24 protein-coding genes are annotated in these 26190 nt (G+C 60.9%); 3 read left to right on the forward strand and 21 right to left on the reverse strand.

Features of this window, described 5'->3' with window-relative positions; genetic code table 11:
* Positions 1-5: 5 nt before the first annotated feature.
* The 7 genes from AC3WK5_RS12690 to AC3WK5_RS12720 all read right to left on the reverse strand — a co-directional run bounded on the left by AC3WK5_RS12690 (position 6) and on the right by AC3WK5_RS12720 (position 7374).
* Positions 6-374 (reverse strand): Na+/H+ antiporter subunit G, encoded by a 369-nt coding sequence (locus tag AC3WK5_RS12690; RefSeq protein WP_054596752.1) that lies wholly within the window; start codon positions 372-374, stop codon positions 6-8.
* Positions 371-649, reverse strand: coding sequence for a K+/H+ antiporter subunit F (locus AC3WK5_RS12695; protein WP_019690998.1), 279 nt, complete (start codon positions 647-649; stop codon positions 371-373). The genes AC3WK5_RS12690 and AC3WK5_RS12695 overlap by 4 nt, the downstream gene beginning before the upstream one ends.
* Entirely contained in the window at positions 646-1134 is a 489-nt protein-coding gene (locus AC3WK5_RS12700) for a Na+/H+ antiporter subunit E (protein ID WP_103315190.1), read from the reverse strand. The genes AC3WK5_RS12695 and AC3WK5_RS12700 overlap by 4 nt, the downstream gene beginning before the upstream one ends.
* The gene (locus AC3WK5_RS12705) at positions 1131-2816 is read right to left on the reverse strand and encodes a monovalent cation/H+ antiporter subunit D (RefSeq protein WP_103315191.1); all 1686 of its coding nucleotides are present in this window, start codon (positions 2814-2816) and stop codon (positions 1131-1133) included. Before AC3WK5_RS12705 ends, AC3WK5_RS12700 begins: the two co-directional genes overlap by 4 nt.
* Complete coding sequence (locus AC3WK5_RS12710; protein WP_003202835.1) at positions 2813-3157, reverse strand: Na+/H+ antiporter subunit C; 345 nt, start codon at positions 3155-3157, stop codon at positions 2813-2815. Before AC3WK5_RS12710 ends, AC3WK5_RS12705 begins: the two co-directional genes overlap by 4 nt.
* Positions 3157-6075 (reverse strand): monovalent cation/H+ antiporter subunit A, encoded by a 2919-nt coding sequence (locus AC3WK5_RS12715; RefSeq protein ID WP_103315192.1) that lies wholly within the window; start codon positions 6073-6075, stop codon positions 3157-3159. Before AC3WK5_RS12715 ends, AC3WK5_RS12710 begins: the two co-directional genes overlap by 1 nt.
* Before the next feature lie 273 nt (positions 6076-6348).
* Positions 6349-7374, reverse strand: a complete 1026-nt coding sequence (locus AC3WK5_RS12720; protein ID WP_103315193.1) for a DMT family transporter — start codon at positions 7372-7374, stop codon at positions 6349-6351.
* On the opposite strand from AC3WK5_RS12720, the gene AC3WK5_RS12725 reads away from it, so the two are divergent.
* Positions 7369-7932 carry a helix-turn-helix domain-containing protein gene (locus AC3WK5_RS12725; RefSeq protein ID WP_103315194.1) on the forward strand — a complete coding sequence of 188 codons (564 nt, stop codon included), beginning with the start codon at positions 7369-7371 and terminating at the stop codon, positions 7930-7932. The two genes, AC3WK5_RS12720 and AC3WK5_RS12725, sit on opposite strands and share 6 nt — an antisense overlap.
* Before the next feature lie 70 nt (positions 7933-8002).
* Positions 8003-9430: an FAD/NAD(P)-binding protein gene (locus AC3WK5_RS12730; RefSeq protein ID WP_103315195.1), complete on the forward strand. Its 1428-nt coding sequence runs from the start codon at positions 8003-8005 to the stop codon at positions 9428-9430.
* Positions 9431-9455: 25 nt separating this feature from the next.
* Here the strand turns inward: AC3WK5_RS12730 and AC3WK5_RS12735 are convergent, their stop codons facing one another.
* From AC3WK5_RS12735 to AC3WK5_RS12745, 3 genes are all read right to left on the reverse strand, one after another.
* Positions 9456-10571, reverse strand: coding sequence for a Gfo/Idh/MocA family protein (locus tag AC3WK5_RS12735; RefSeq protein WP_103315196.1), 1116 nt, complete (start codon positions 10569-10571; stop codon positions 9456-9458).
* Between the two features lie 212 nt (positions 10572-10783).
* On the reverse strand, positions 10784-11551 hold the full coding sequence (locus tag AC3WK5_RS12740) for an SDR family oxidoreductase (RefSeq protein ID WP_103315197.1): 768 nt from the start codon (positions 11549-11551) through the stop codon (positions 10784-10786).
* 37 nt (positions 11552-11588) lie between these two features.
* The gene (locus AC3WK5_RS12745) at positions 11589-12656 is read right to left on the reverse strand and encodes a phosphotransferase family protein (protein ID WP_103315198.1); all 1068 of its coding nucleotides are present in this window, start codon (positions 12654-12656) and stop codon (positions 11589-11591) included.
* A gap of 189 nt (positions 12657-12845) precedes the next feature.
* Between AC3WK5_RS12745 and AC3WK5_RS12750 the strand changes: the two genes are divergently transcribed.
* Positions 12846-13238 (forward strand): DUF4280 domain-containing protein, encoded by a 393-nt coding sequence (locus AC3WK5_RS12750; RefSeq protein ID WP_054596762.1) that lies wholly within the window; start codon positions 12846-12848, stop codon positions 13236-13238.
* A 58-nt stretch (positions 13239-13296) separates the two neighbouring features.
* Here AC3WK5_RS12750 and AC3WK5_RS12755 read toward each other — a convergent pair whose 3' ends face one another.
* The 11 genes from AC3WK5_RS12755 to tssB form a co-directional block, all read right to left on the reverse strand.
* Positions 13297-13839, reverse strand: a complete 543-nt coding sequence (locus AC3WK5_RS12755; RefSeq protein ID WP_103315199.1) for a toxin-antitoxin system YwqK family antitoxin — start codon at positions 13837-13839, stop codon at positions 13297-13299.
* Between the two features lie 13 nt (positions 13840-13852).
* Positions 13853-15862 (reverse strand): type VI secretion system Vgr family protein, encoded by a 2010-nt coding sequence (locus AC3WK5_RS12760; RefSeq protein ID WP_103315200.1) that lies wholly within the window; start codon positions 15860-15862, stop codon positions 13853-13855.
* 42 nt (positions 15863-15904) lie between these two features.
* Complete coding sequence (locus AC3WK5_RS12765) at positions 15905-16870, reverse strand: hypothetical protein (protein ID WP_103315201.1); 966 nt, start codon at positions 16868-16870, stop codon at positions 15905-15907.
* Positions 16871-17109: 239 nt separating this feature from the next.
* Entirely contained in the window at positions 17110-17601 is a 492-nt protein-coding gene (locus AC3WK5_RS12770; protein WP_103315202.1) for a nucleic acid/nucleotide deaminase domain-containing protein, read from the reverse strand.
* Between the two features lie 66 nt (positions 17602-17667).
* The gene (gene tssH / locus AC3WK5_RS12775; RefSeq protein ID WP_103315203.1) at positions 17668-20217 is read right to left on the reverse strand and encodes a type VI secretion system ATPase TssH; all 2550 of its coding nucleotides are present in this window, start codon (positions 20215-20217) and stop codon (positions 17668-17670) included.
* A 2-nt stretch (positions 20218-20219) separates the two neighbouring features.
* Positions 20220-21245: a type VI secretion system baseplate subunit TssG gene (gene tssG, locus AC3WK5_RS12780; protein ID WP_103315204.1), complete on the reverse strand. Its 1026-nt coding sequence runs from the start codon at positions 21243-21245 to the stop codon at positions 20220-20222.
* Positions 21209-22999 carry a type VI secretion system baseplate subunit TssF gene (tssF, locus tag AC3WK5_RS12785; protein ID WP_103315205.1) on the reverse strand — a complete coding sequence of 597 codons (1791 nt, stop codon included), beginning with the start codon at positions 22997-22999 and terminating at the stop codon, positions 21209-21211. Before tssF ends, tssG begins: the two co-directional genes overlap by 37 nt.
* On the reverse strand, positions 22983-23426 hold the full coding sequence (tssE, locus tag AC3WK5_RS12790) for a type VI secretion system baseplate subunit TssE (protein WP_103315206.1): 444 nt from the start codon (positions 23424-23426) through the stop codon (positions 22983-22985). The genes tssF and tssE overlap by 17 nt, the downstream gene beginning before the upstream one ends.
* Positions 23427-23441: 15 nt before the next feature.
* Positions 23442-23942: an Hcp family type VI secretion system effector gene (locus AC3WK5_RS12795; RefSeq protein WP_054596770.1), complete on the reverse strand. Its 501-nt coding sequence runs from the start codon at positions 23940-23942 to the stop codon at positions 23442-23444.
* Between the two features lie 74 nt (positions 23943-24016).
* Positions 24017-25504: a type VI secretion system contractile sheath large subunit gene (gene tssC / locus AC3WK5_RS12800; protein ID WP_054596771.1), complete on the reverse strand. Its 1488-nt coding sequence runs from the start codon at positions 25502-25504 to the stop codon at positions 24017-24019.
* Between the two features lie 28 nt (positions 25505-25532).
* Entirely contained in the window at positions 25533-26093 is a 561-nt protein-coding gene (gene tssB, locus AC3WK5_RS12805) for a type VI secretion system contractile sheath small subunit (RefSeq protein WP_103315207.1), read from the reverse strand.
* Between the last annotated feature and the right edge of the window lie 97 nt (positions 26094-26190).

Here is a 26190-nt window from a genome sequence, read left to right on the forward strand (position 1 = left end):
TCGGCTCAACGCTCGCTTTCTGTCCGTCGACTGCTGACCTCAGCCGGCACATCATCCCCGGCCATACGCTTGCGGAACAACGCCGCACGCGCCAGCAGCAGGGTGGTGACCGGCATGGTGATCGACAGCAGTATCGGGATCAGCCAGGCGTGCAACACCGGACTCGACTGGAGTGCCGAGAAAAAGATGATCGACGCCAGCGCCACGCACCAGGCGCCCAAGGTCGAGGCCAAAGCCGGTGGGTGCATGCGTTGGAAGTAGTCCTTCAAGCGCAGCAGGCCGATGGCACCGATCAACGCGAACAGGCTGCTGGCCACCAGCAGGATCGCCACCGGGATCTCGACCCACAAAGACAACTGACCCAGCTCATTCATTCGATCACCTCGCCACGCAACAGGAATTTCGCCAGGGCAAACGAGCCGACGAAGCCGAACAGCGCGATCAGCAGCGCCGCTTCGAAGTAGGTGTCACTGGCATAGCGGACCCCCAGCACCAGCATCATCAGCATGGCGAGGATATACAGGTAATCCAGCGCCAGAACCCGGTCCTGTGCCGATGGACCTTTGAACAGGCGAATCAGTGTCAGTCCCATCGCCAGCGAGAAAATGAACAGGCTGAACAGAACCGCATTCGAGAGCAGGGCACTCATTCGAAAATCTCCATCAAGGGGCGCTCATAAGTCGCCTTGAAGTGCTGGATGAAGTGCGCTTCGTCATCCAGATCGAACACATGCAACAGCAAAATGCTGCGATCCAGCGCCAGTTCCGACCAGACCGTACCGGGAATCACCGTGGTGATCATCGACAGCGCCGCGAGGCCGTTGGCGTCACGCAGGTCCAGCGGCACCTTGATGAACTTCGAGTGTGGCGGCCGTCGCCCGGCGTTCAACACGCCCCAGGCGACGGCGAGGTTGGACGCCAACACGTCACACCCGACCAGGAAGATCAGGCGCAGGATTACCCCGGGACGACGAATACGGATCGGCAGCGGTCGCAGCTTGCGCATCATCAGTGGTGCGCAACAACCCAGTATCGCACCCAGTAGCAGGTTGCCCGGGCTGATGGACTGGTTCAGCACCAGCCACAACAGCCAAAGGGCCAACGACAACCAGGGGGCAGGGAACAGACGTTTCATGGTTGCACCTCCTGCATCGCAGCCTTGGCTTCGGGGCTGGGTACGGCGCGGGTGCCGAGTACCGCCATCACGTATTGCTGCGGATTGTTCAAGGTGTCGGCGGCCGCCTGGGTGTAACGCATCAGCGGTTCGGCCTTGAAGGTCAACACGATGCTCAAGGCCAACAAGGCAAAGATCGGTACGCATTCCAGGCGTCGCAGCACCGGTGACGGGCGTTCTGCGGGCGTCCAGAAACGCTGGATACCCAAGCGCGAGAAGGCGATCAACGAGGCCAGCCCGGACAGGATCAACAGCGCCAGCAGGCTCCATGCCGCGTTCGATATCGGCTGCTCACCCGAGACGCCGAGGCCCAATGGGTTGAGCAGGGCGCTGAGCAAACCGAGCTTGCCGATGAATCCGGAGAGCGGCGGCATGCCGATGATCAGCAGGGCGCAGGCAATGAAGCTCAAGCCCAGGAAGGCCATGGTCCAGGGAATCACCTGTCCGACCACGGCTTTCTGGTCGTCGTCGAGGTTGATGCCCTTGCTCGGCGGTGAAGATTGCGATGGTCGCGGTAGCGCTTCGATTTCATCGTCCAGCGGCATCTCGATGGCGGTGCGCGAGCGTTCGATCAGTTCCGCCAGCAGGAACAGCGCGCTCAGCGCGAGGGTCGAGCTGACCAGATAGAACAGCGCCGCGCCGATCAGGCTCGGCTGGGCAAAACCGATGGCCGACAACAGGATGCCCGCCGACACCATGATGCTCAGGCTGGCCATGCGCTCCAGGCGCTGCGTGGCCAGGATCGCCAACGCCGCGCAGATAATTGTCGCCATGCCGCCGTAGGTCAGCCAGTCGCCGCCAAAGTATGCCGACGCACCGGCCTGGCCGGAGAACAGCAGGGTCCACAGACGCAGCAAGGTGTAGACGCCGACCTTGGTCATGATCGCGAACATCGCCGCCACCGGAGCACTGGCCGAGGAGTAGGCCGGGGCCAGCCAGAAGTTCAGCGGCCACATCCCGGCCTTGGCCAGGAATGCCACAGCCAGAATCGCCGCGCCGGCATGCAGCAAGCCGCGATCGGCTTCCGGCACCAGCGGGATCTTCAGCGCCAGGTCGGCCATGTTCAGGGTGCCGGTGACGCCATAGATCAGTGCGGCGCCAATCAGAAACAGCGACGAGGCCAGCAGGTTGATCGAAATGTAATGCAGGCCCGACGACACCCGGGCGCGCCCCGAACCGTGCAGCATCAAGCCGTAAGACGCCGCCAGCAGCACTTCGAAAAACACGAAGAGGTTGAACAGGTCGGCGGTCAGGAAGGCTCCGTAGAGGCCCATCAGTTGAATCTGGAACAGCGCGTGGAAGCTTGCGCCGGCACTGTCCCAGCGGGCCATGGCGAACAGCAGGGCGCTGACGCCGATGATCCCGGTCAGCACCAGCATCAGCGCCGACAGGCGATCGACCACCAGCACGATGCCAAAGGGTGCCTGCCAGTTACCCGGCAGGTAGACGCCGATGGAGCCGGGCACGCCTTGCGCCTGGGTCCACTGCAGCAACAGTACAGAAATCCCCAGTCCCAGCAGGCTTGAGAACAGGTTGATCCGGGCTTTGAGCGGGCGGTGTTTTTCGCCGAGCATCAACATCAGCGCCGCCGTCAGTAACGGCAGCAGAATCGGTGCGGCGATCAGATGGGGCATCCAGCTCATTCTTTAGGCTCCCGGCCATCGACATGGTCGGTGCCGGTCAGGCCCCGGGACGCCAGCAACACCACCAGGAACAATGCGGTCATGGCGAAGCTGATGACGATGGCGGTGAGTACCAGCGCCTGGGGCAGCGGATCGGTGTAATGCAGCAGGTCTTGCGGCACGCCGTCCTTGATGATCGGCTCCTTGCCGATGAACAGGCTGCCCATGCTGAAGATGAACAGATTGACCCCGTAAGACAGCAGGCACAGGCCCATGACGACCTGAAAGGTCCGTGGGCGCAGCACCAGCCAGACCCCGGAGGCAGCCAGTACGCCAATGGCAATTGCGATGACTTCTTCCATCAGGCAGCTCCTGGCTTGGCAATGGGTTTAGGCTGGCTGCCCGGCTTGTGGCCACGCACCGATTGGTGCGCCAGGGCAGTCAGGATCAGCAGTGTCGAACCTACCACCACGGCATACACGCCGATGTCGAAGCCCAGCGCACTGGCGATATGAATCTCGCCCAGCAACGGCAACCCGAAATGCCAGGTGTGGGTGGTCAGGAACGGATAACCGGCGACCATTGCACCCAGGCCGGTGAGCGTGGCGAACAGCAGTCCGGTGCCCATCCAGCGTACCGGCCGCAGGCTCATCTGCGCCTCGACCCACTGAGTGCCGGCGACCATGTATTGCAGGATGAACGCCACCGACATCACCAGGCCCGCGACAAAACCACCGCCCGGTTGATTGTGCCCGCGCATGAACAGGTAGAACGACACCACCACTGCAACTGGCAATAACAACCGCACCAGCACCGCCGGGACCATCATGAAGCCCAGCGCGGTATCGCTGGCGTGACGCGGGTTGACCAGATCAGTGACCACGTCCGGCGCCAGCAGGCGTTGTTGTGCCGGTAGTTGCATGCTTTCTTTCGGTGGGCGGAAGCGTCGCAGCAGGGCAAACACGGTCAGCGCCACGGCCACCAGCACGGTGATCTCACCGAGGGTGTCGAAGCCGCGGAAGTCCACCAGCATCACGTTCACCACGTTGCTGCCGCCACCTTCGGGCAATGCGCGACTGAGGTAGAACGAGGAAATATCGTTCGGTGTCTGGCGGGTCAACATGGCGTAGGCGAGCAGCGCCATGCCGATGCCGACCGCGCTCGATAGCAGCAAGTCGCGCAAACGGCGAGCCCGCGCCTTGGGCACGCTGCTGGGCAGTGGCGAGACCTCTTCGATCCGCCGTGGCAACCAGCGCAGGCCAAGCAGGATCAGCACGGTGGTTACCACCTCGACCACCAATTGGGTCAGGGCCAGGTCCGGCGCCGAGAACCAGACGAAGGTGACGCAGGTCATCATGCCGCAGACACTGACCATCGTCAGGGCCGCGAGTCGGTGGTACTTGGCTTGCCAGGCGGCGCCCAACGCACAGGCAATCGCCAGCAACCAGAGCGTGACGAAGACGATCGATCCGGGGATCTTTGGCCGCTCGCCCCAACTCAAGCCGCTGTGCAGCAGCGGAATCAACCCCGCCAACACGGCCACCAGCACCAGCAGGAACAATTGAGTTTGCAGGCGCTTGGTACTGACCCGCCGCTCAAGCCGTCGAGCCAGGCGCATCATCACCACCAGGCTGCGTTCGAACAGGCGCTTGCCGTTGAGGCGGCCAATGAGCGGCGGGTAGTTGAATCGCCCGCGTTTGAGCTGATTGCGCAGCAGCAGGTACACAACGATACCGGCGGACATGGCGATCAAGCTCATGATCATCGGCGCATTCCAGCCGTGCCAGATCGCCAGGCTGTATTCGGGCAAGGTTCCACCCACCACCGGCAGGGCCGCAGCGGCGAGTAACGGGCCGACCACCTGGGCCGGGAAAATCCCGACCACCAGGCAGGCGAACACCAGCAACTCCACTGGTGCACGCATCCAGCGCGGCGGTTCGTGCGGGGTGTGCGGCAGGTCGGTGGCGGTTGGGCCGAAAAACACGTCTACGGTAAAGCGCAGCGAATAGGCGACGCTGAACGTACCGGCGATGGTCGCGACGATCGGCAGGGTGGTCTCGATCCAGGCCGAGGCATTAATGAACACGGTTTCGGCGAAGAACATCTCTTTAGAAAGGAAACCGTTGAGCAACGGCACGCCGGCCATCGAGGCGCTGGCGACCATCGCCAGGGTCGCGGTGAACGGGATCAGTTTGATCAGGCCGCTGAGCTTGCGAATGTCGCGGGTGCCGCTTTCGTGGTCGATGATCCCGGCAGCCATGAACAGCGAGGCCTTGAAGGTCGCATGGTTGAGAATATGAAACACCGCCGCGACGGCGGCCAGCGGGCTGTTCAGGCCCAGCAACAGGGTGATCAGGCCCAGATGGCTGATGGTCGAGTAGGCTAGCAGGCCCTTGAGGTCGTTCTGGAACATCGCGCAGTAAGCGCCGAGCAACAAGGTACAGGCGCCGGCCCCGCTGACGATATAGAACCATTCTTCGCTGCCGGACAGCGACGGCCACAGCCGTGCCAGGAGGAAAACCCCGGCCTTGACCATGGTCGCCGAGTGCAGGTAAGCCGAGACCGGTGTCGGAGCGGCCATGGCGTGGGGAAGCCAGAAGTGGAAGGGGAACTGGGCACTTTTGCTCAAGGCGCCGATCAGGATCAACGGCAGCAGGATGGGGTACAACGCATGGGCGCGAATCAGATCGCCGGCGGCCAGGACCTTGTCCAGGTCATAGCTGCCCACGACATGGCCGAGCAGCATCACCCCCGCCAGCAGGCATAAACCACCGGCACCGGTCACCATCAGCGCCATGTAGGCGCCACGGCGAGCATCGGCGCGGTGGTGCCAATAGCCGATCAACAGGAACGAGAAGAGGCTGGTCAGCTCCCAGAAAAACACCATCTGAATCAGATTGCCGGAGATCACCAGCCCGAGCATGGCGCCCATGAACGCCAGGAAAAATGCAAAGAAGCGTGGCACCGGGTCGTCCGGCGACATGTAATACCGCGCATACAGCGACACCAGCGTGCCGATGCCCAGCACCAGCATCGAGAACAGCCAGGCGAAACCGTCCATGCGCAGGACGAAATTCAAGCCCAGGCTCGGTAGCCAGAAGAACTCTTCGCGAATCACGCCACCGTGGGCGATTTGCGGATACAGCAACGCCACCTGGACGGTGCCGATCAAGGCAACCAGGCCAGCGAGTATCGATTCAGTGTTACGCGCGTTGTGCGGCAGCAAGGCCGCCAGACAGCTGCCAATAAAAGGCAGAAGCAGTAGAACTATCAGGGACATAGGCTTCTAATCTGCGGAAGTTTGTGAAGGATCATACGTGCCGAGCCCCTGATCACCAACTGCCAAGCTGTGGCAGGATCCTACAAGGTAGGCTGAAAACGCCTGATTCACATTGTTTCGAGGGGTTGTGTCCGATCGTTCTGGCCCCTTCGCGAGCAAGCCCGCTCCCACATTAGATTTGTGTTATGTCGCGATTGCGCATACGCAGGCAATCGAATGTGGGAGCGGGCTTGCTCGCGAAGGCGATCTATCAGGCGCTACAGTTCTTGAGGTTTAACCCTGTGCTTCCTGTTCCAGCTCTTCTTCAGTCGAAGCAGCTTTACCCTTGGTCTTCAACTCACTGACGATCACCGCCGCGACAATCAATGCCGCACCAAACAGCGCCAGCCCCGGCAGCCGTTCACCCGCCAGGCGCCCGGCGATACCGGCCCAGACCGGTTCGCCAGCGTAGATCAGCGTCGCACGGGTTGGTGAAACGCTTTTCTGCGCCCAGTTCATCGCCACCTGAATCGCCGCACTGGCGGCGCCCAGGCCCACCGCGCTGGCCAGCAGCAACCAGGAGAAACCGGGAAGCGCTTCCTGAGTCGGCACAATCATCAAAAATGCCAGCACCGAAGTGGTCGCCAGTTGCACCACGGTGACCCGACGCACGTCGACCCGGCCAGCATAAGTGCTGATCAGAATGATTTCGGCGGCGATGGCGACGGCGCTGATCAGCGTGGCGATTTCCCCCGAGCTGAAATTCAGCGACGCCCCGGCAGGACCGGAGAGCAGCATCAACCCGGTAAACGCCAACATGATGCCAATGCTCGGCATCAACCCCGGCCGACGCCCCAGCACCAGCCATTGCAGCAAAGGCACGAACGGCACGTAAAGCGCAGTGATGAACGCCGATTGGCTGCTGAGAATGGTCTGCAAGCCAACGGTTTGCAGGCCGTAGCCGAGCATGATCGCCACACCAATGAACGCGCCGGCCTTGAGTTCAAACAGGGTCAACTCACGCAGGCTGCGCCAGGAGAACAGCGCGACAATACTCGCCGCTGCAGCAAAGCGCAGGCCGACGAAAAACATTGGCCCGCTGACCGTCATCGCATGCTGCACCAGCAGGAACGTCCCGCCCCAGACCATGGTGATCAGCACCAGCACGCATTCAGCCTTGCTGAACCGTGAGAAAAAGGTAGAGGGTTTGGAAGTATTCACCGACGTCATGGCCTTGCGCACTACCTGAGGGGGACGCACAATGCGCCCGAAGTTGGGCAGTATACTGCGCAAACCTACTAAGTGAGCAATATAGTGCACAAAGATTCCGGCCAACGAGCCTCCGTCCTGCAACACGTCAGCCAGAACGTCCGACGCCTGCGCCATGTCGCAGAGCTGAGCCAGACCGCATTGGCGGAAAAATCCGGAGTCAGCCGCCGGATGCTGGTGGCCATCGAAGCGGGTGAGAAAAACGTCAGCCTGACCACCCTCGACCGGGTGGCCGAAGCCTTGGAGGTAGCCTTCAGCGACCTGATTCAGGCTCCCGAGGTGCGGGACCCAAGCCGCATCAACGAACTGGCGTGGGCCGGCTTGATCCCCGGCAGTAAAGCCGTGCTGTTGGCCAAGGCCAACGCCAGCCGAGAAGTCGAACTCTGGGAATGGCGGCTGGAACCGGGCGAGGAATACGTTTCGGAGCCGGATGCCGATGGCTGGAGTGAACAGCTGTATGTCTTCGAAGGCAGCCTGACGCTGGTGCTGGGGGATGAAGAGCGCATTCTCGCGACAGGCGAGTTTGTCAGCTTCGCCAGTAACCGGCCTCACGCCTATCGCAATGATGGGACGGTGGCGACGCGGTTTGTGCGTAATGTGGTGCTCTGAAACAGATCATCGGTCCCGATAACCATCCAGTGATACATTTCAGACATTCCCCTCGATCCGTGAGAACCGCATGACTGAAACTCTTGGCGGACAAGCAACAGACATTATTCGCAACGCCGACATCCTGATCGTCGGCGGTGGCTTGAGCGGCGCATTATTGGCCATGCAGTTGCTGCGTTTGCCCGGCAAGCGTCAGGTGCTGGTGATCGAGCCTCGCGCCGAGTTGGGCCGGGGCGAGGCCTATAGCGCGGTTGAATTGGGCCATACGCTGAATGGCAATGCCGCGCGGATGGGTGTCGACCCGGACAACCCCGATGACCTGACCCAATGGCTGAGCGCATTTATTGCCAATGGCGGTTGGCCGGAGTCGGATCAGCAGTCGGTGCCGGTCGCCGAGTTGTTCCCGCCTCGGGGCATTTTTGGTCTGTACGTGCAGCAGCGGTTGGCCGAAGCCCAGGCCGTCGGCGCGCGTTATGGTTCAAGCGTCGAGCATGTGCGCGGGGAAGTGGTCGACCTGCAAACCGATGAACACGCCACATTACTGACCTTGAGTGATGGTTCACGGTTAAGAGGCGCTTTTGCGGTGCTGGCGACCGGCTTGTTCCCGGCTGCGCGAACCCCACAAACCGAGTCCAGTGGCTTGAACGCTGCAGCCGTCGATCCTTGGGATGTGGCGGCCATGACACAGCTTGATCCGCAATCGACGGTATTGATCATCGGCTCGGGCCTGACCATGGTCGATGCCGTGGTGTCGCTGGAGCAGGCCGGGCATCGTGGACCGATCGAAGTGTTTTCCCGTCACGGGTTGCTGCCGCATGTGCGTCGGCAACCGCCGGCGTGGGTGGATTTTCTGGCCGAAGATCCCGACATTCGCAGCCCACGTCAGTTGATGCATGAACTGCGACGGCATTGCCGTGCGGCGATGGCGGAGGGTATCGACTGGCAGGCGCCGCTGGATACCGTGCGGGCGCATATCGGGCGGCTCTGGAGCCAGGCAACGGATGTGCAACGCCGGCAGTTTGTGCGCCATGTGCGGCCATGGTGGGAAAGCCATCATCACCGGTCGCCGCCCTTGAGTGCAGAGCTGGTGGCGCGTTTGCATCAGTCAGGGCGCTTGCGAATTCAGGCCGCTTCGTTCAAAGGCCTGGCGCCCTCGGCGGACGGACGGGTGAGCATTTGCATTCGTCGGCGCGGGGAGTCTGAAGTGACGGTGGTCAGTGGCGACGCGCTGATCAACTCCAGTGGCATCGAATACGACTGGCGCCGGGTCGCCCGACCCTTGCCGCAGCAACTGCTGGCCCGCGGCTTGATAAAACCGGGGCCATTGGCGCTGGGGATCGCAGCGGATCCGAGCGGGGCGGTCATGGATGCCGAGGGGCAGGTTGCCCAGCGCTTGTTCGCCATGGGCCCGCCCCTGCGTGGAATGTGGTGGGAAAGCACGGCAGTGACCGACGTGGCGAGCCAGGCCAAGGCGTTGGCACTACAGCTGGCGCGCTGAGCATTGCCATGCAGCGCTGGAGCGATCAGACCTCCCTGATATTGACCCAGCGCTGCTCCCGCGCCGCCAGCCGAATCGCCGCCGCCAGGCGTTCCACTTCCCAGGCCTCCTCGAAATCCGTGCCGTCCTGGCCTTGTCCGGCCAGGGCCATGATCAGGGCGTGCACTTCCAGCGTCTTCAACTCGTTGTAACCCAGTTGATGCCCCGGTGCAGGGCTGAATGCCGCGTAGCCGGGCAGATTCGGTCCGGCCAGTAAACGCTGGAAACCGTCCTGGCCGGCGCGGCACAGGCGTAACTCATTCAAGCGCTCCTGATCGAATGCCAGAGTGCCCTTGGTGCCGCTGATCTCGAAGCTCAGATGATTCTTGTAGCCGTGCTTGAGCCAACTGCTGCTGAAGGTGCCACGCGCGCCGTTGGCAAAGCGCAGCAGGGCGTGGGCCTGATCGTCGACGGCAATGCTGCGTTGTTCCAGGCTGCCCGCCGTGGCCGGGCGCTGGCGGTGCACGGTTTGGGTATCGGCGCACACCGCCTCGACATCGCCCACCAGATAGCGCGCCATGGCCAGCAAATGACTGCCCAGGTCCGCCAGCGCGCCGCCGGCATGTTCGGCCTCGCAGCGCCAGGACCACGGCGAGTTCGGGTCAGCCATGAAGTCTTCGCTGAATTCGCCTTGAAAGCTGATGATCTCGCCCAGCTCGCCGTTTCGAATCAGCTCGCGGGCCAAACCAATGATCGGGTTGTGCCGGTAGTTGTAGCCCACGCGGGTGACCACGCCGGCCGCTTTGGCCGCCAGGTGCATGGCGTTGGCTTGTTGAAGACTGACAGCCAGTGGTTTTTCGCAATACACCGGTTTGCCGGCGGCGATTGCTGCCATGGCCATCGGGTAATGAAGATGGTTCGGTGTGGTGATGGCGATCAGGTTGACCTTGGGATCGTCGATCAACTGTTGCCAGTCACTGTGGGCCCGTTCGAAGCCCCAGGCAGTGGCGCACGCTTGTGCGCGAGCAGGATCGGCGTCGGCAAGCGCGGCGAGGCGCAGCGTGAAGGGCAGTTCGAAAGCCGCGCTGACATTGCGAAAGGCCAGGGCGTGGGCACGGCCCATGAAGCCCGTGCCGATAAGTCCGATTCCGAGTTCGCGCATAACTGGGTCCTTTGGATTATTGTTTTCAGGATGCCTAGTTATGGAATAAATATTCTCTAAATGCAATTAGTGGAATTAAAATTCCTTAATCTCTGGGATGACCTTCTTCCCTGTGGGAGCCGGGCTTGCCCGCGAGACAAGCGCCACGGTACGACAGATGCGCCTCGCTGATGCAATCGCGGGCAAGCCCGGCTCCCACAGGAGACAGAAAATCAGGACAGGAAACCACCGTCCACATTCAACGAAACGCCAGTCGTATAGCTCGACGCATCACTCGCCAGATACAACACCGCACCGGCCATCTCGCTTGGATCAGCCACACGCTTGAGCGGAATCTGTTGCAACGCGGTCTTCAGGATCGCGTCGTTTTTCACCAGCGCCGAGGCAAATTTGGTGTCGGTCAGGCCTGGCAGCAGGGCGTTGCAGCGGATGCCGAACTGCGCGCACTCCTTGGCAAAGACCTTGGTCATGTTGATCACCGCCGCCTTGGTCACCGAGTAGATGCCCTGGAAGATGCCTGGCGAAACGCCATTGATCGAGGCGACGTTGATGATGCTGCCGCCACCGTTTTCGCGCATCAGCTTGCCGGCTTCCACCGACATGAAGAAGTAGCCGCGAATGTTCACGTCGACGGTTTTCTGGAAGGCGCCGAGGTCGGTGTCCAGCACGTTGCAGAACTGCGGATTGGTTGCGGCATTGTTGACCAGGATGTCCAGGCGACCGAATTGCTCGCGGATGCCGGCGAACACTTGAGTGATCTGTTCCATTTCGCCGATGTGGCAGGCGATAGCGGTGGCTTTGCCGCCGTCAGCGATGATCGCGTCGGCCACGTGCTGGCAGCCGTCGAGTTTGCGACTCGAGACGATCACGTGGGCGCCTTGCTGGGCCAGTAGTTTGGCGATCGCTTCACCGATGCCACGGCTGGCGCCGGAGACGAAAGCGATTTTACCGTCGAGGTCGAATAAGTGGGTCTTGGACATGGTTTTTCCTTGAGGTGGGCAGGCGCCGGGCGCGTGATCAGAGGCTGGACTTCTGGATGACTTGCAGGCTCATCTGCTCCAGCAGCTTGTTCATGTGAATGAACTGCGCGAAGCGTTTGTCCTGGGTCTGGCCATGGAAGAAACGGTAGTAGATCTGCTGCACGATACCGGCCAGGCGGAACAGCCCGTAGGTGTAATAGAAGTCGAAATTGTCGATCTTGATCCCCGAGCGCTCAGCGTAGTAATCGACGAATTCGCGCCGGGTCAGCATGCCGGGGGCATGGCTCGGTTGACGGCGCATCAGTTGCACCGGTGCCGGGTCGCCGGCTTCGATCCAGTAGGCGAGGGTGTTGCCCAGATCCATCAGCGGATCGCCGAGGGTGGTCAGTTCCCAATCCAGTACGCCGATGATCTGCATCGGGTTGTTCGGGTCGAGGATCACGTTGTCGAAGCGGTAGTCGTTATGGACGATGCTTGACGTCGGGTGGTCGGCGGGCATCTTGTCGTTGAGCCAGTCCTTGACCGCTTGCCAGCTCGGCGCATCAGGCGTCAGGGCTTTTTCGTAGCGCTCGCTCCAGCCATGAATCTGCCGGGCGACATAACCTTGCGGCTTGCCCAGGTCGGCCAGGCCACAGGCCTGGTAATCGACGCGGTGCAGCTCGACGAATTTGTCGATGAAACTCTTGCACAAGGTTTCGGTTTTAGCGGCGTCGAGGCCCAGTTCCGCTGGCAGTTCGGAGCGCAGGATGATCCCCTTGACCCGTTCCATTACATAGAACTCGGCACCGATCACCGATTCGTCGGTGCAGTGCACGTAGGCTTTCGGGCAATACGGGAAACCGTCCTTGAGCTGATTGAGAATGCGAAACTCACGGCCCATGTCATGGGCGGACTTGGCCTTGTGGCCAAACGGCGGCCGACGCAGCACGAACTCCTGCTCGGGGTATTCCAGCAGGTACGTCAGGTTCGAAGCGCCACCGGGGAACTGGCTGATCTGTGGCAACCCGCTCAGGCCCGGAATGTGCGCCTTGAGGTACGGATCGATCAGGCTGGCATCAAGTTCTTCGCCAGAGCGGATACGGGTGGACTGGTCAGTAAGCGCCATGCTTATCCCTTCTGCTTATTTTGGAGGCCAGACATCATTGACTAATCTAATGGCGTGCCGGGGTCGCCACAAGCGCGGCAAGGTCTTATAGGTTAGCGTGTTGCCGGATAATCAGCGTTCCTGATGTGCGAGAACAGGCTCGGCGGACTATGGTTCAGAGGGGCATCGCTTTCAGGAAGGAGATTCGACATGGGCTGTCCGCAAGTGTGCGCCACCGCGACCCTGCAATGCAGTTTCGGTGCGGCGCCGGGGGTGCTCAACGTGCTGCCGGTAAACCGCACGCTGACCGGGGGCATGCCGGCGGCGAACATCATGGATCACATTCCGCTGCTGAACATCATGCCGTTTGGCATGTGCATGAGCCCGGCCAATCCAATGGTCGCCGCGGCCACGGCGGCGGCCCTCGGCGTGCTGACGCCAATGCCGTGCATTCCGGCCACCGCCGCCCCGTGGATGCCCGGAGCACCGACCCTTTTGCTGGGGGGAATGCCTGCCCTCGATGCCAACTGCAGCTTGATGTGCAACTGGGGCGGGGTGATCAAGATTGCAATGCCGGGGCAGATGCAAATGCTTATCCCCTGATCCGAAGAGCGCCGCTGCCCTTGTAGCAGCAGGCTACGCCAGCTGCTACAGGTCCGCGTCAGGCTTGTGTCGGATCGGCCCAGCGCCGGTACCACCAGCGCATCCGCGAAATCGGTTTGCCCTCGGCGTCCAGCGGTCGTCCATCGCTGGCAAAGGCTTGCTCCGGTTCGAGCAACTGACCGTTGAGGTAGCGGGCGTTGACGGCGGGTTTGCCGTTAGGGTGAAAACGCTGGTAAACCCCTTCACGCACACCGTCGCGATAACACTCCAATTCAGCCACTTTCCCATCGGGGAAATAGTTGGTTGCTTCGCCATGCAGCAGGCCTCGGCGATACGTGGCTTTGCGTTGCAGCCAGCCTTGCGGCGCATAAAACGTTGCGACACCTTGTAACTTGTCATGCTCAAAAGGCAGTTGTGCCGAGAGCTTGCCATTGGGGTGATACAGCAGGCTCCTGCCTTGCAGTTCGCCCTGGCTGTAATTCAAGGCGGCCTGGGGTTTTCCGGCTTCCTTGATGTGCAGCGGACCTTCCAGCCGGCCGTCGAGCATTCGTCCGTCGAGCCGGCTGTCACCGCGTTCCAGTTCCAGTTTGTCCGATGACATCCTCGCTCGCTCCTCAATTGACCTTCACCAGTCCGCCCTTGATGGTCAGCATGCCGCCGCCGTCCACGGTCTGCTCGGCGCCGCCCTTGTTGGTCAGGCTGACCCCGGCATCATTGGTCAGTGAGGTGCCGGCCTTGTTGGTCAGCTCCGTACCGGCCTGATTGCTCAGGGAGGTGCCGGCTTTCTGACTGATCGAGGTGCTGGCCTGGGCCGCCAGATCGGCGCCACTCTTGATCGCGAAACTGCCACCGCTTTGCAGTGTGAGAGTGCCACTCACCTTGATGGTCAGGTTGCCGTCCACCGTCAGGCTGTAATCGCCAGTGACCTTGTGCTCGTAGTTGCCGCCGGTGCTGTGGTTTTGATCGGCGCCGACCTTCACCGTGCGGCTGTCCTTGACGTCGAGGCTGTCGCTGCCGGTCTGGATCGTCACGCTGCGTTTGCCTTTTTCCAGGGTCACGGTCTCATCGCCTTCCTTGACCGTGCGGGTTCGGGCGTTCTTTACCGTAAGGATTTCATCATGGCCGACGCTGGCGGTGGTGTCGTTGAGTACATTGATCTTGAAGTCCTTCTGCGCCTGCAGAAACACCTCTTCGGCATCCTTCTTGTCCTCGAAGCGCAACTCGTTGAACCCGCCGCCACCTTTGGATGAGTGGGTCTTGATTCCGGATTGGGTCTGGTTCGCTGGCAGAGCATAGGGCAGGGCGTTGTCACCGTTGTAGACGCAACCGGTGACCAATGGCCGGTCCGGGTCGCCGTCGATAAAGGTCACGATTACTTCCTGACCGATCCGTGGCACAAACTGCATGCCGAAGCCTTTGCCACTCCACGGCAGCACCACGCGGACCCAACAGGAACTGCTTTCGTCATTCTTGCCGTCACGATCCCAGGGGAACTGCAACTTGATCCGGCCGTACTGATCGGTCCAGATTTCCTCGCCGGATTTGCCGACCACCAGCGCCGTTTGCGTATGCATCCGCGGCTTGGGCGTAATCCGCGCCGGGCGATAAGGCGTGGCCTTGGGAATGGCTTCGAAGCGGTTGCGGTAGCTGTCGTGACTGGCCTCGTGGGTGACCGCCGTCACCACCCAATCGATATTCAGCGTCGGGTCATCGTGACCGGCCAGCGTGAACCAGTGCCCCGGCACCAGCCAACGGCAATCGCTCTCGCCGACGAAGCGTTTCTCCTGACTGCGCAAACCGTCCACCCGCTGCTTGGTCAGCGCATCGCCCCGGGCCTTGGCGTTGTAACCGCCCGGATGTTCGTAGATAGAGCGCGGCCCGGCCACTGCTTCAGCCTGATCGTAGAGGGACGTGGTCGGTGTGGTGAACTCATAATCCGTCGCCCGATACACCCCGGCCACCGCCTGCACACAGACTTGTCCGGAACGGATGCCATGCAATTCGCGCTCGCCCATTCGCTGCCCGAGATACGTCACCTTCGGCCCGTTGGGGATTGGCACAAAAGCGTCGTTGCTGTCCCCAAGCACCAGCGTGTGCTTGCCGTCTTCATGGGTGAAAAACCAGAAAATCCCTTCCTCTTCCAGCAACCGCGAAACGAAGGCGAAATCGGTTTCACCGTACTGCACGCAGTACTCGCGCGGGGTGTAACTGCCGGTGAGTTTCAACTGGAAATCGGTGAAGCCGTGAGCCTTGAAAATCGTCGTGACGATGTCCGAGGTGGCGAGGTTCTGGAACACCCGGTTGTTGCTGGCCAGGGTCAGCCACCAGAGCCAGGGCCTTAAGGTGAGCTGATAACGCTCGGCAGTCGCGTCGGCGGGGAGTTGGCGGATTTCGGCGACCAGTGCATCCAGCGGACGGGTTTGGGCGTCGTTGTGCAGGGTGGTAGTGATGTGGCTGGCGACGGCGCTGGTCAGGGTGAGGGACGCGCCGTCGTTGAGGCCGTTGAGGGTTTGTGAACTCAGGGCGTTAAGCGATTCTTCGCCGGAGATTGACTCAGGATAAAGCGCCGACAGCGAGGTGGCGGTGAGGGAGAGGGTAGTGTTGCTATCAGTTGTGCGGGGCATCGGGTGGTCTCGGCTGGAAACGGCTTGTACCGGTCATCGAACTTAACCTTCTTCACCCAGGCTGGCTGGCTGAGGCGCCGTACTCGAAGAGCTGCTGGCATCGGTAGCGGGTATTGCCGATGCGGATGCCGGGGCGTACTGCGCCAGTGGCAGCCATTGCAAGGCATCGAACTGTGCAATGGCGTCTGCCGAGGAGTTAGTGACTTGCAGTTTGGTCAGTCCGATGACATAGCTGAGGTGTTCAGCGGCAACGACAGTTTTCGAAATCAGGCCTTCCGGCTGCGAGGGGTCAGATTGACTGTCATTCAGCACCGAGTTATCCAGGCGAAGAATGGCGATCCGATGATGATCACCACCGGAAATCGTATCGACGTACCCGGAGTAGTACTTCTTCAATGCACTGTACTGGAACAAGTAGATGTGTTCGGAAGTGATTGCGTTCTCGGCACGGTAGTAATACTCGCGCTGGAAACTGGCTAATTTGGACAGAAAATGCCCAGGGTGCGTCGTCGAAAAATCCGCGATCAGGCCCTCCCACTGGGTTTTGAACATTGATGAGTTGCGCACAGGCAACGATGTGCTGCTGCTTGAGCTCGACGCTGCTGCGCCTGAAACCGTGCTGGGTACTGAAGTCAGTACGCCAGAGCGGGACTTGAGTGCGTCCAGATAGTCTTTGCAGCCTTGCTCTACTTTGTTGCCGAGGGTGACCTTGTCCACTGAATAGTTGAAGTTGGACTCTGCCCTTATTTCACCGGTGATCACCATGCTAGGAAGGGGCAGTTCACTGGCTGGATAGGTCCGTATCTGATCCAGGTCGGCACCCTTATTGAACAAATACAAGAAGTTGAATTTGTTGAATGTCTTTTGTTTACTCAGTTGATTGGCCAACTGATCGGCGGTGGTGGCTCCCGCGACAGAGCTTGCGGCCCGTTTATTGGGCGGTGCAAGACCCTGGGTCTTTATCCCCGCCAGATTGTTGATATGAGTGGAATGGTAGAGAAAGCTCATGGGCACTCCTGGGATTGACCTACCAGATGATTAATCAATACAGAGAAAAGGGGCGGATTTATCTGCACATGCTTAGGCCACCCATGCAGGGTGATCCAAAATAAATCAGTCCCCTTTTCCACTGTAGGCATTATTCTTGTCCTTTTTTATTTTATGTTGGAAAGCGATGCGGAATGGAAACTGATTTAATTTTTAGCTTGGTCTCTGCAATCCAGTACTTTCAAAAAAATCAGTTTATTTTAACTAAGGTCGGGCTTCTCCCAGTGAACTACATCTGAATCATGATGGGCAGTGTATTTTGCACCTGTATGAACAATCCATTCTGCGCATTTTTTACAACAGGGTTTTGAAACGCCGATGAAAACGTTTGCACTGCTGTATTTCGACGCTGCAAGCTCTTCTAATATTTGCATTTCAGCGTGCATGTGACCGTTACCTCTTTTGATTAGTGCATATACAATATCGAATCCCAACTCGTTGGCCATTCTGATAATTTCATCATCACCAATTCGCTGGGTGTTGGAAGCTATTAACCATTCATTGTTGACAACGGCTACAGCCACGCAGTCCATTTGGATTAAGCTTTGGGATTTTGGTGTTGGTGAGGCGTACCCGGAATAGTTAAGTCCCAATAGATAGCTTGCGACTTTGTCCAGTTGTTGAACGCTGTTCAGTCTGTTGTTGTGATAGGCCTTGTCGCGGCGATTGACGAATTTTCTTGGAGATAGCATATGAACTCCTGAATTTATATCCATAAATAACTTGTATTTCGGGATACCCAAGGCAAATTAGGTTAACTATTCCAACACCCACTCCGCCAACTTCCCCGTCACCTGTGTCATCAACACATTCTCAACATCCCTTGCTCCGGCGGCGCTGCACTTGGCCAACACTGCCTGCACAATCCCGGCATCAAACTCGAACTGCTTGCCGGTCGCAGCTTTGTAGCGAGCACGCAATTTCTCCAGTTTCGCCAGCACAATCCCTTCCAGCGTCGCCTCATCCAGCGGCCTGTACGCAACCACGGTCATCCGCGCCAGAAATGCCGGGCGGAAGGCTTTCAGCAGCACGTTGTGCAGGGCTTCGGTGAAGGCATCGCTGTCGAGTTGCGCGGTCGGTGTGTCGAGCAGCAGTTCGGCGCCGACGTTGCTGGTGGCGAGCATCACGGTGTTCTTGAAGTCGACCACCAGGCCGGTGCCGTCTTCCATCAGGCCCTTGTCGAAGACGTTATAAAAAGCCTCCAGCACATCCGGGTGGGCTTTTTCGATTTCGTCGAGCAACACCACGGAATAGGGTTTGCGCCGCACGGCTTCGGTGAGCACGCCGCCGCTGCCGTAACCGACGTAGCCGGGCGGGGCGCCTTTGAGTTGGCTGACGGTGTGGGCTTCCTGATATTCCGAGAGGTTGATGCTGATCAGGTTGCGTTCGCCGCCATACAGCGCATCGGCCAGGGCGTAGGCGGTTTCGGTTTTGCCGACGCCGGTGGGGCCGACCAGCAGGAACACGCCGACCGGTTTTTGCGGGTCGGTGAGGCCAGCGCGATACGCCTGCAAGCGTTGGGCGATGGTGTTCAGCGCGGGGCGTTGGCCCATCACCCGCTGGCTCATGCGCTGGCCGAGGGTGCGCACGGCGTGGGCTTCGTCGGCGAGCATTTTGCCGACCGGGATGCCAGTCCAGCCGGCAATCACTGCCGCAACGGTTTTCGCGTCGACTTGCTCCGGCACCAGCGGGTCGTCCTGGCGAATGGCGTCGAGGCCGGCTTCCAGGCGCAGCAGTTCGGCGGCCAGATGGTCGAGGCGTCCATCAGTGACGTCGTCCGGTTTGTCATTATCGGCGCGTTCGCTCAAGGCCAGCAGCTCGCGTCGGGTTTCCAGCAGCTCGCGCACGGCGACGCGTTCTTCGCCCCAGCGGATCTCCAGTTCGCGAATGGCCTGCACGTTGCTGGTGGACTCGGTCTCGAGCACGGTAATGCGCTCACGGTGATCGAGGCCGGTGGCCTGTTCGCGGCGCAGGCGTTCGACTTCATCCTTGAGGCTTTGCTGGCGATGACGCAGGCTTTCCAGTGGAGGCGGTACGTCGTGTTGCCCGAGGGCGACTCGCGCGCAAGCGGTGTCGAGCACGCTGATCGCTTTGTCCGGCAGTTGCCGGCCAGAGATGTAGCGATGGGACAGCTTCACCGCCTCATGAATCGCTGCATCCAGGACCTGCACGCCGTGGTGCTGTTCGAGTTTGGCGGCCACCCCACGGAGCATTTCCACGGCAGTGATTTCATCCGGTTCTTCGACCTGCACCAGTTGGAAGCGTCGGGCGAGGGCCGGGTCTTTCTCGAAGTATTTCTTGTACTCAAGCCAGGTGGTCGCGGCGAGGGTCCGCAGTTCACCACGGGCCAGCGCCGGTTTGAGCAGGTTGGCGGCGTCGCTTCCGCCCTCGACACCGCCGGCGCCGATCAGGGTGTGGGCTTCGTCGATGAACAGGATGATCGGTTTTTCCGCGCTGCGGACGGCATCGATCACGCCTTTGAGCCGTTGCTCGAATTCCCCTTTGACCCCGGCGCCGGCCTGCAACAAACCAAGGTCTAGGACTCGCAGGCTGACTTCTTGCAGCGACGGCGGTACGTCCCCGGCGGCGATGCGCAAGGCCAGGCCTTCGACCACCGCGGTTTTGCCGACGCCCGGCGCGCCAACCAGGATCGGGTTGTTCTGGCGACGGCGCAGCAGGATGTCGATGCACTGGCGAATTTCGCCGTCACGCCCGACGATGGGATCGATGCGCCCGGCATGCGCGTCGGCGGTCAGGTCCTGGGTGAACTGATCAAGTATCGAGTCCTGTTTCTGCTGCGGTTTGCCGGCGGTTGCGGCGACCGAGCGGGCGCCGCCGACGTGCTCGCGGGAGCTTTCGGTCCATTCCAGCAGATTGTTGCGCAAGGCGTCCCGAGGAATCCGCAGCAGCGACGAAGCACTGTTGAGCAACAGGCTGCGGCGTTCATCACGGTCAAGCAGCGCCAATAACAGCAGGCCGGAACGGATGCTCTCAAGGCCAAGCACGCTGGCTTGCACCACGGCGTCCTCCAGCAAGCCAATGGTGTGCGCCGAGAGGGCCGGAGTACGGGTACTGCCGGTCTTGAACAATTCCAGGGCCTTGTTGATTTCCGCCGTCAGGGCATCGCGTTCCAGGCCGAAGCGCGGTAGCAGGTAGGCGAAGTCGCCGCCTTCGATTTCCAGCAGTTCAAGCAACAGGTGCTCGATTTCAACGTAATGATGACCGCGTTGCAGGCAACGCTGGGCGGCCCGTTCCAGGGCGCGGCGGTTGTCCGGGTTGAGGCGTCCGATCAGGCTGGCCAGTTCCATGTTCAGGTGATCTCCAGCTGACGAAGACGAGTTTCGATGCGTTGCAGGGTGAGGCTGGATTGGCGCTGCAGGCCGCCGTTCCAGCTCAACAGTGGTGGTGACTGACGACCGAGTTTTATCGGGCTGGCGCCACGCACCAGCAGCACCAGTGTGCACTCCAGGTCCGGCCCGAAATACAGTGCGCTGAGGCTGGCCAAGGCCGCGTGCGTTTCACCGTCCGGCAAGAAGGTGGCGGCCTGGGCGGGTGTCAGTGGGCCAAGGGTCAGACGGATGCCGGCATGTTCGTCCCAGACCCGGGTGCCGGCCACGGCGCTGCGCCCCAGTTGCAGGTTGCGTCCACCGGGCTGCAAGCGGCTGCGACTGGCGGGTGGAATCTCGCGCCAGGCACCTTCATAGGCGTTGAGCTCGACCGGCAATTCGAACTGTTCGCGCACGATGGCAGCGAAGCCTGCGAGCGAACGACGCCCGTCGGCGAACAGCGCGCTGCACGCCAGTACGGCGGCATCGGGAATCGCCTGACGATCATGCAGGGCTTTGGGCAGCAGGCCGGTCAACGCTCGCAACTGAGCGTGCACCGGTGTTGCGCCAGGCACTGAAAAGCCCACGGCAATCCGGTGTTTGCGCAGCACTTTGTAGAGCAGGCTGAGCAGTCGGTGCTGGAACAGATCGAGGAACTCGGCCGGCGCATAATCCTTGGCGCGGGCGCGTTGTTGCAGCCACTCCTGATAGGCGTAGGGCAGTGGTCCGTCTGGTCCGCCGAGACCGAAAACCGGAGTGGTCAGGGTCGGCTTGTGATCCGTTTCCTCGGTCAGGCTTTCAACCTGGCTGGCGGCGAACAACGGCGTCAGCGGACCGCGCAGACGCAGCGCTTCAGCCTGCGGTGCAGTGCCGCTACCCAGCGATTCGGCTTGTGGATGCTCACGCTCGAGCAGCAACAAGGCCTGCAACAACTCGAACGCCTGAGGATCGCGGCGCAGTCGTTGGCTCAGGCTCAGAGGGAGAGCGGCATGCCGGCTTGGGGTTGCCATGCCTTGATCTCCTTGTCCGATTCAACCAGCACCGTGCGCACGAAGCGATTGGCCGTGGCATAGAGTGAGAAAAACTGCGCCAGCACCGCTGAAAACAGCACCGCGCTGGTGCCGACAAAATGCTGCGGATCGAGTTGCAGGCGCACCTCCAGCCCATTGCGCCAGCCGCGCCAGGCATCTTCACCGACATGCGCAATGACGCGCTCACAGCTCAGGCTCAGCAGACCTTCGATCTGCCGCAGGGCACTGGCCTCGTCACGCAGGTTATGCAGTGCGAGGATTTCCTTGAGTGCGTCCAGCGCTTGCGGACCTTCGACCAATGACAAATGATTGAGGGTCAATTGCGAGACCAGTCGCCAGCGCGATTCACCGTCCAGCCGCGGCAGGCTTTGCGGGCTCGGTGGATTACGCAAGCGCGCCGAGGCGACTGGCCCCGGTCGCTCGAAGCCCAGCGGTGTTCCAGCCGACAGGCTCTGGGCCAAGTGCCGATTGGTGCAGAGCAGCTCGGCGGTCAGGCTCAGTTCAGTCACGTCTTCAAACGGGTCGAGCTGGGTGTCCACCAGACTCAACATCAGGTCAGTACCCAAGCGGTTTGGGGTCATGCCGCTGATTCGCCGGGCGTGCCAATAGCAGCGGTGGTTGCCGCCGTGCTGGCTGCCGTAATACGCCGGTACACGCTGTACGCCCTGCGAGGTGCTGGCGCGCAGGGCGCGAATGCTGTGGATTTCGACGCTGTTTTCCCGATGGCTGTCGGCAACCAGGCGGTATTCGCTACGAGTGCCGTCCGGGCGAAGCGGCTCGGAAGTCCGTGGGAAGAGGTTGATCACCGGCGCGCAACCCAGCGCGATATCGCTGGCTTGTAAATGCAGGCGGCTGCCGAGTGCCTGGTCGAAAACGATGTACAGATACAGCGTCTGGCTGTCGCTGATTGCACCCGCCAGCGGCACGTCGAAAAAATTGAATTTGTCCGGAAAGGCAAAGTACTCGGCGAGCAAACGCATCCCGGGATGCACGCCATCTTCATCGGGTAGCAGCACTTCATCGTTGGCGAAACCGACGATTTTCGGCAGCCCGGCCAGCACTTTTGGTGTGCTGCCGGGTGGCCCGGCGAGGAGCTGAATCGCATGGGCGCCGAGCAAGTCGTAGAGCTTGGCGTTGGTCACCGGCGATGCGGCCAAGTGCAGGCGCAACTGCTCGATGCCGAGTTCTGCCCATTGGCTTTGGCCCAGGCAGCGCAGGCTCAAGCGCAGCGCCGAACGTGCCTGGGCGACGCCGGTCAGGGCCTGGGCTTCGTCACTTCCCAGCAGCAAGGCTTCGTCGATTGCCAGCGGCCAGAGGTGAACGGCAGCGCTGGTGCGAAAGTGAATGCTTTCTCCGTGGCGGGTGGTGACGAACAGCGGCGTGTCGCGCGGCAGCGGGTAACCGCCGGCCAGGTTGCCCTTGCTTGGATCGGGCTCGAACTGGACGATGGCGCAGGACGGCAGCGGGCGCATGGTCAGCGGATAGAGTTGTTCCAGCAGCGCGTCGCTGAACTCGGCGTAATCGTCGTCGAGTCGCCGTTGCAGGCGCGCCGCGAGCAAGGCGAAACCTTCGAGCAAACGCTCGACATGCGGGTCCGGGCATTCGCCGGGAGACAGTTCCAGGCGTCTGGCAACCTTGGGATAGCGTTCGGCGAAAATGCTCCCGGCGTGGCGCAGCCAGGTCAGTTCCCGCTGGTAGTAATCGAGCAGTTGCGGGTCAATCGAGTCGCTCATTGCGCACCTCAAGGCCATCGCCGGCGTTCTCGATGACAAATGCGACAGGCCAATGCTGCTTGCCGCTGCGTAGCTCACCTTGCAGCTTGATACTCAGCTGTTGCGGATTTTCGGGGACCGGCGAGACGTCGACCGTGCCGAGTTGCAGGCGTGGTTCGAAGGCGTCGATGGCTTCCCGAATCTGCCGCGTCAGTTGACGACGGTCATCGCTGCGCTGTTGCTGCAATGCAGTCCAGTCAGCGATGCCGTAGTCAATAACGCTTGGCGGCGTGGTCAGCGGGCGCTGGCCACGGCGGGTGTTGAACAAACGCAGCAACTCGATACGGACCGACTCCAACAGTGCCTGGCGATCGAACGCCTGCACGGTATCCGCCTCGCTGGCGGCAAGGCGTTCGAACAGCGGCGGCAGAATGCCGGTGCCGGTCATTTTCGGGGTACTCCGTCAGCCCTTGATCAGCTTGTTCGCGGCCAGGTCCCAGGTCGAAGCGGCCGTGCCTTCCTTGGTGCCATCGTCTTTCTGCGCGGTCAGTTCCCACTTGATCTTGGTGAAGTTCAGCGAGAGGGTTTCCACCGGTTTGCCGCCCGTGCCCCCGCTGACGCTGACGTTGGACAGCACCACGTTGTTCAGGGTGTAAATGATGAAGGGCATCAACTGGCCACTGCCTTCGGCCGCGTTGCGTCCGATGGTGATCTTGGCTTCCGGGATCGGTTTGCCGGCGCAGCAGTACTCGTTGAGAGACGGGGTCGAGCTGTCGACGAACTTGGTCAGCGTGAACTCGCCGATGTGCGGCTTGCCGGAGGTACGCTCGGAGTTGCTGACGTCGTTGGTCACTTGCATCGCGACGTTGTGGCTGTAGGACATGACTTCGATCTTGTCCTTGTAACCTTCGAGCAGGCTGTCACCTTTGATGTCGCCGCCGAGGTCGAGAATGATTGCATCCATCGCATGAAACTCCTGAAGAAAATCGCGTTAGATAAGCAAAGGAAAACCCGCCGGCCAGGCCGGCGGGAGGCAGGTCAGGCAGCTACCGGTGGCGGCAGGGTGGCGACCAGGCGGATCGAGGCTGTCAGCTCTTCGAGCTGGAAGTGCGGCCGCAGAAACACCGTGGCCCGATAGACGCCCGGTTTCCCGGCGACTTCCGAGACATCCACTCGGGCCTCACGCAGCGGGTACTGCGCCTTGATTTCCTGTGGGGCGTTGTCGTTGATCAGCACGTAATCGGCGATCCAGTTGTTGAGGTAGGTCTGCACGTTGTCACGGGTCATGAAGCTGCCGACCTTGTCGCGCATGATGACCTTCAGGTAGTGGGCGAAGCGGGACGCCGCGAGCACGTAAGGCAGCATGGCCGAGATCCGCGCGTTGGCGTTCGCCTCGTTGGTGTTGTAGACCTTGGATTTGTTGGTGGTCTGGCCACCGAAGAACACCGCCACGTCGCTGTTCTTCTTGTGGCACAAGGCGATGAAGCCGAGGTCGTTGAGCTCTTTTTCACGACGGTCGGTGATTGCCACTTCGGTCGGGCATTTGAGCGACAGATCGCCGGAGGTGGTGCGGAACGTGTGGGCGGGCAGTCCTTCGACGGCGCCACCGCCTTCGGCGCCGCGAATTGCTGCGCACCAACCGTATTTGGCGAAGGCTTCAGTGATGCGTTGCGACAGGGCCCAGGCCGCATTGCCCCAGAGGTATTTGCTGTGGTCGCTGCCGTTGACGTCCTCGACGTAGTTGATGCCTTCCACCGGCAAGGTGTCCGGGCCATAAGGCAGGCGCAGCAGGAAGTGCGGCAGCACCAGCGACACGTAGCGCGAGTCTTCGCTTTCGCGGAACGAGCGCCACTTGATCAGCTCCTGGCTCTCAAAGACTTTCGACAGGTCACGCGGCACCGCGAGCTCGGTGAAGCTGTTCATGTCGAACAGCCGCGGGCTGGCAGCGGCAATGAACGGCGCATGGGCGGCGGCCGCGACGTTCGAGAGTTTCTCCAGCAGGCCGATGTCCTGCGGGTTCCGGCCGAAGGTGTAGTCACCCACCAGCAGGCTGAACGGGTGACCGCCAAAGGTCCCGTATTCTTCTTCGTAGATCTTTTTGAACAGCGCGCTCTGGTCGAACTCGACAGCTTTTTCCAGATCGTTCTGCAGCTCTTTCTGGGTCACGTTGAGCAAGCGCAGTTTCAGCCTGGAACTGGTTTCGGTGTTCTGCACCAGCAGGTGCAAACCACGCCAGGACGCTTCGAGTTTTTGCAGGTCCGGATGGTGCAGGACTTCGTTGAGCTGGGTGCTGATCAGCTTGTCGATCCGGCTGATGCGGTCATTGATCATCGCCACGGTGTCCTTGTCGACGACCATGTCTTTGTCTAGAACCTGGGTGGCGAATTCCGCAAGCATGTCGCGGGCGTAATCCTTCTGGCTTTCGTCGTGGGCCATTCGCCCTTCGGCGATGATTCGGTCGAGCAGAGACAAGGTCTCGTTCACACTCTCGCTGGCTTGGGCCTGGGCGCTGGATGAGGCGGGCATGGCAATTTCTCCCTAAGTGAATTGACGATCAGGCTTGATCTTGCGGCGCCGCGTCGGCATCACCGGCAGGTGCAGAAGGCAGCGCTTCAGGCTGCGCTTCAGGCCGGGCCGACTTGATCTCTTGCAGGCCTTCGGTGTTGGCGATGACATCACGCAGCAGCTTGTCCAGGTCATCGTTGCCATCGAGTTTGGTCAGCAGGTCGCGCAGACGCTGACGCGCTTCGAACAGGCGCCGCAACGGCGCTACTTGCTCGACCACCTTGACCGGGTCGAAGTCATCGATATGACCGAACTTGAGCTCGATGTTGAGCTTGCTGTCATCGCCGGTGAGGGTGTTGTTGACCTGCAAGGTGGCGCGCGGGGCTATCGAGGCGAGCACTTCGTTGAAGTTGTCGCGATCGATCTCGGTGAAACGCCGTTCATTCAACTTGGGGAGGGGCTCGAGGGGTTTGCCGGAAAGGTCGGCAAGAATGCCGACCACCAGAGGCAATTCTTTCTTCTCGATGGCGTTACCTATTTCGACGTCATAGGTGATTTGCACGCGGGGCGGGCGGACCCTGTCGAGCTTGTGCTGAGTACTTTCTGCCATGGTGGCTGACTCCGATGCATGGGCGGGAGCAATGCACCGGAGGGCCCGTTCATCGCATTCCCTTACCGAACCGTAGGTTAGAAAGGGAGGGCAGTTG

This window comes from Pseudomonas sp. FW306-02-D09B (genome assembly GCF_058782685.1).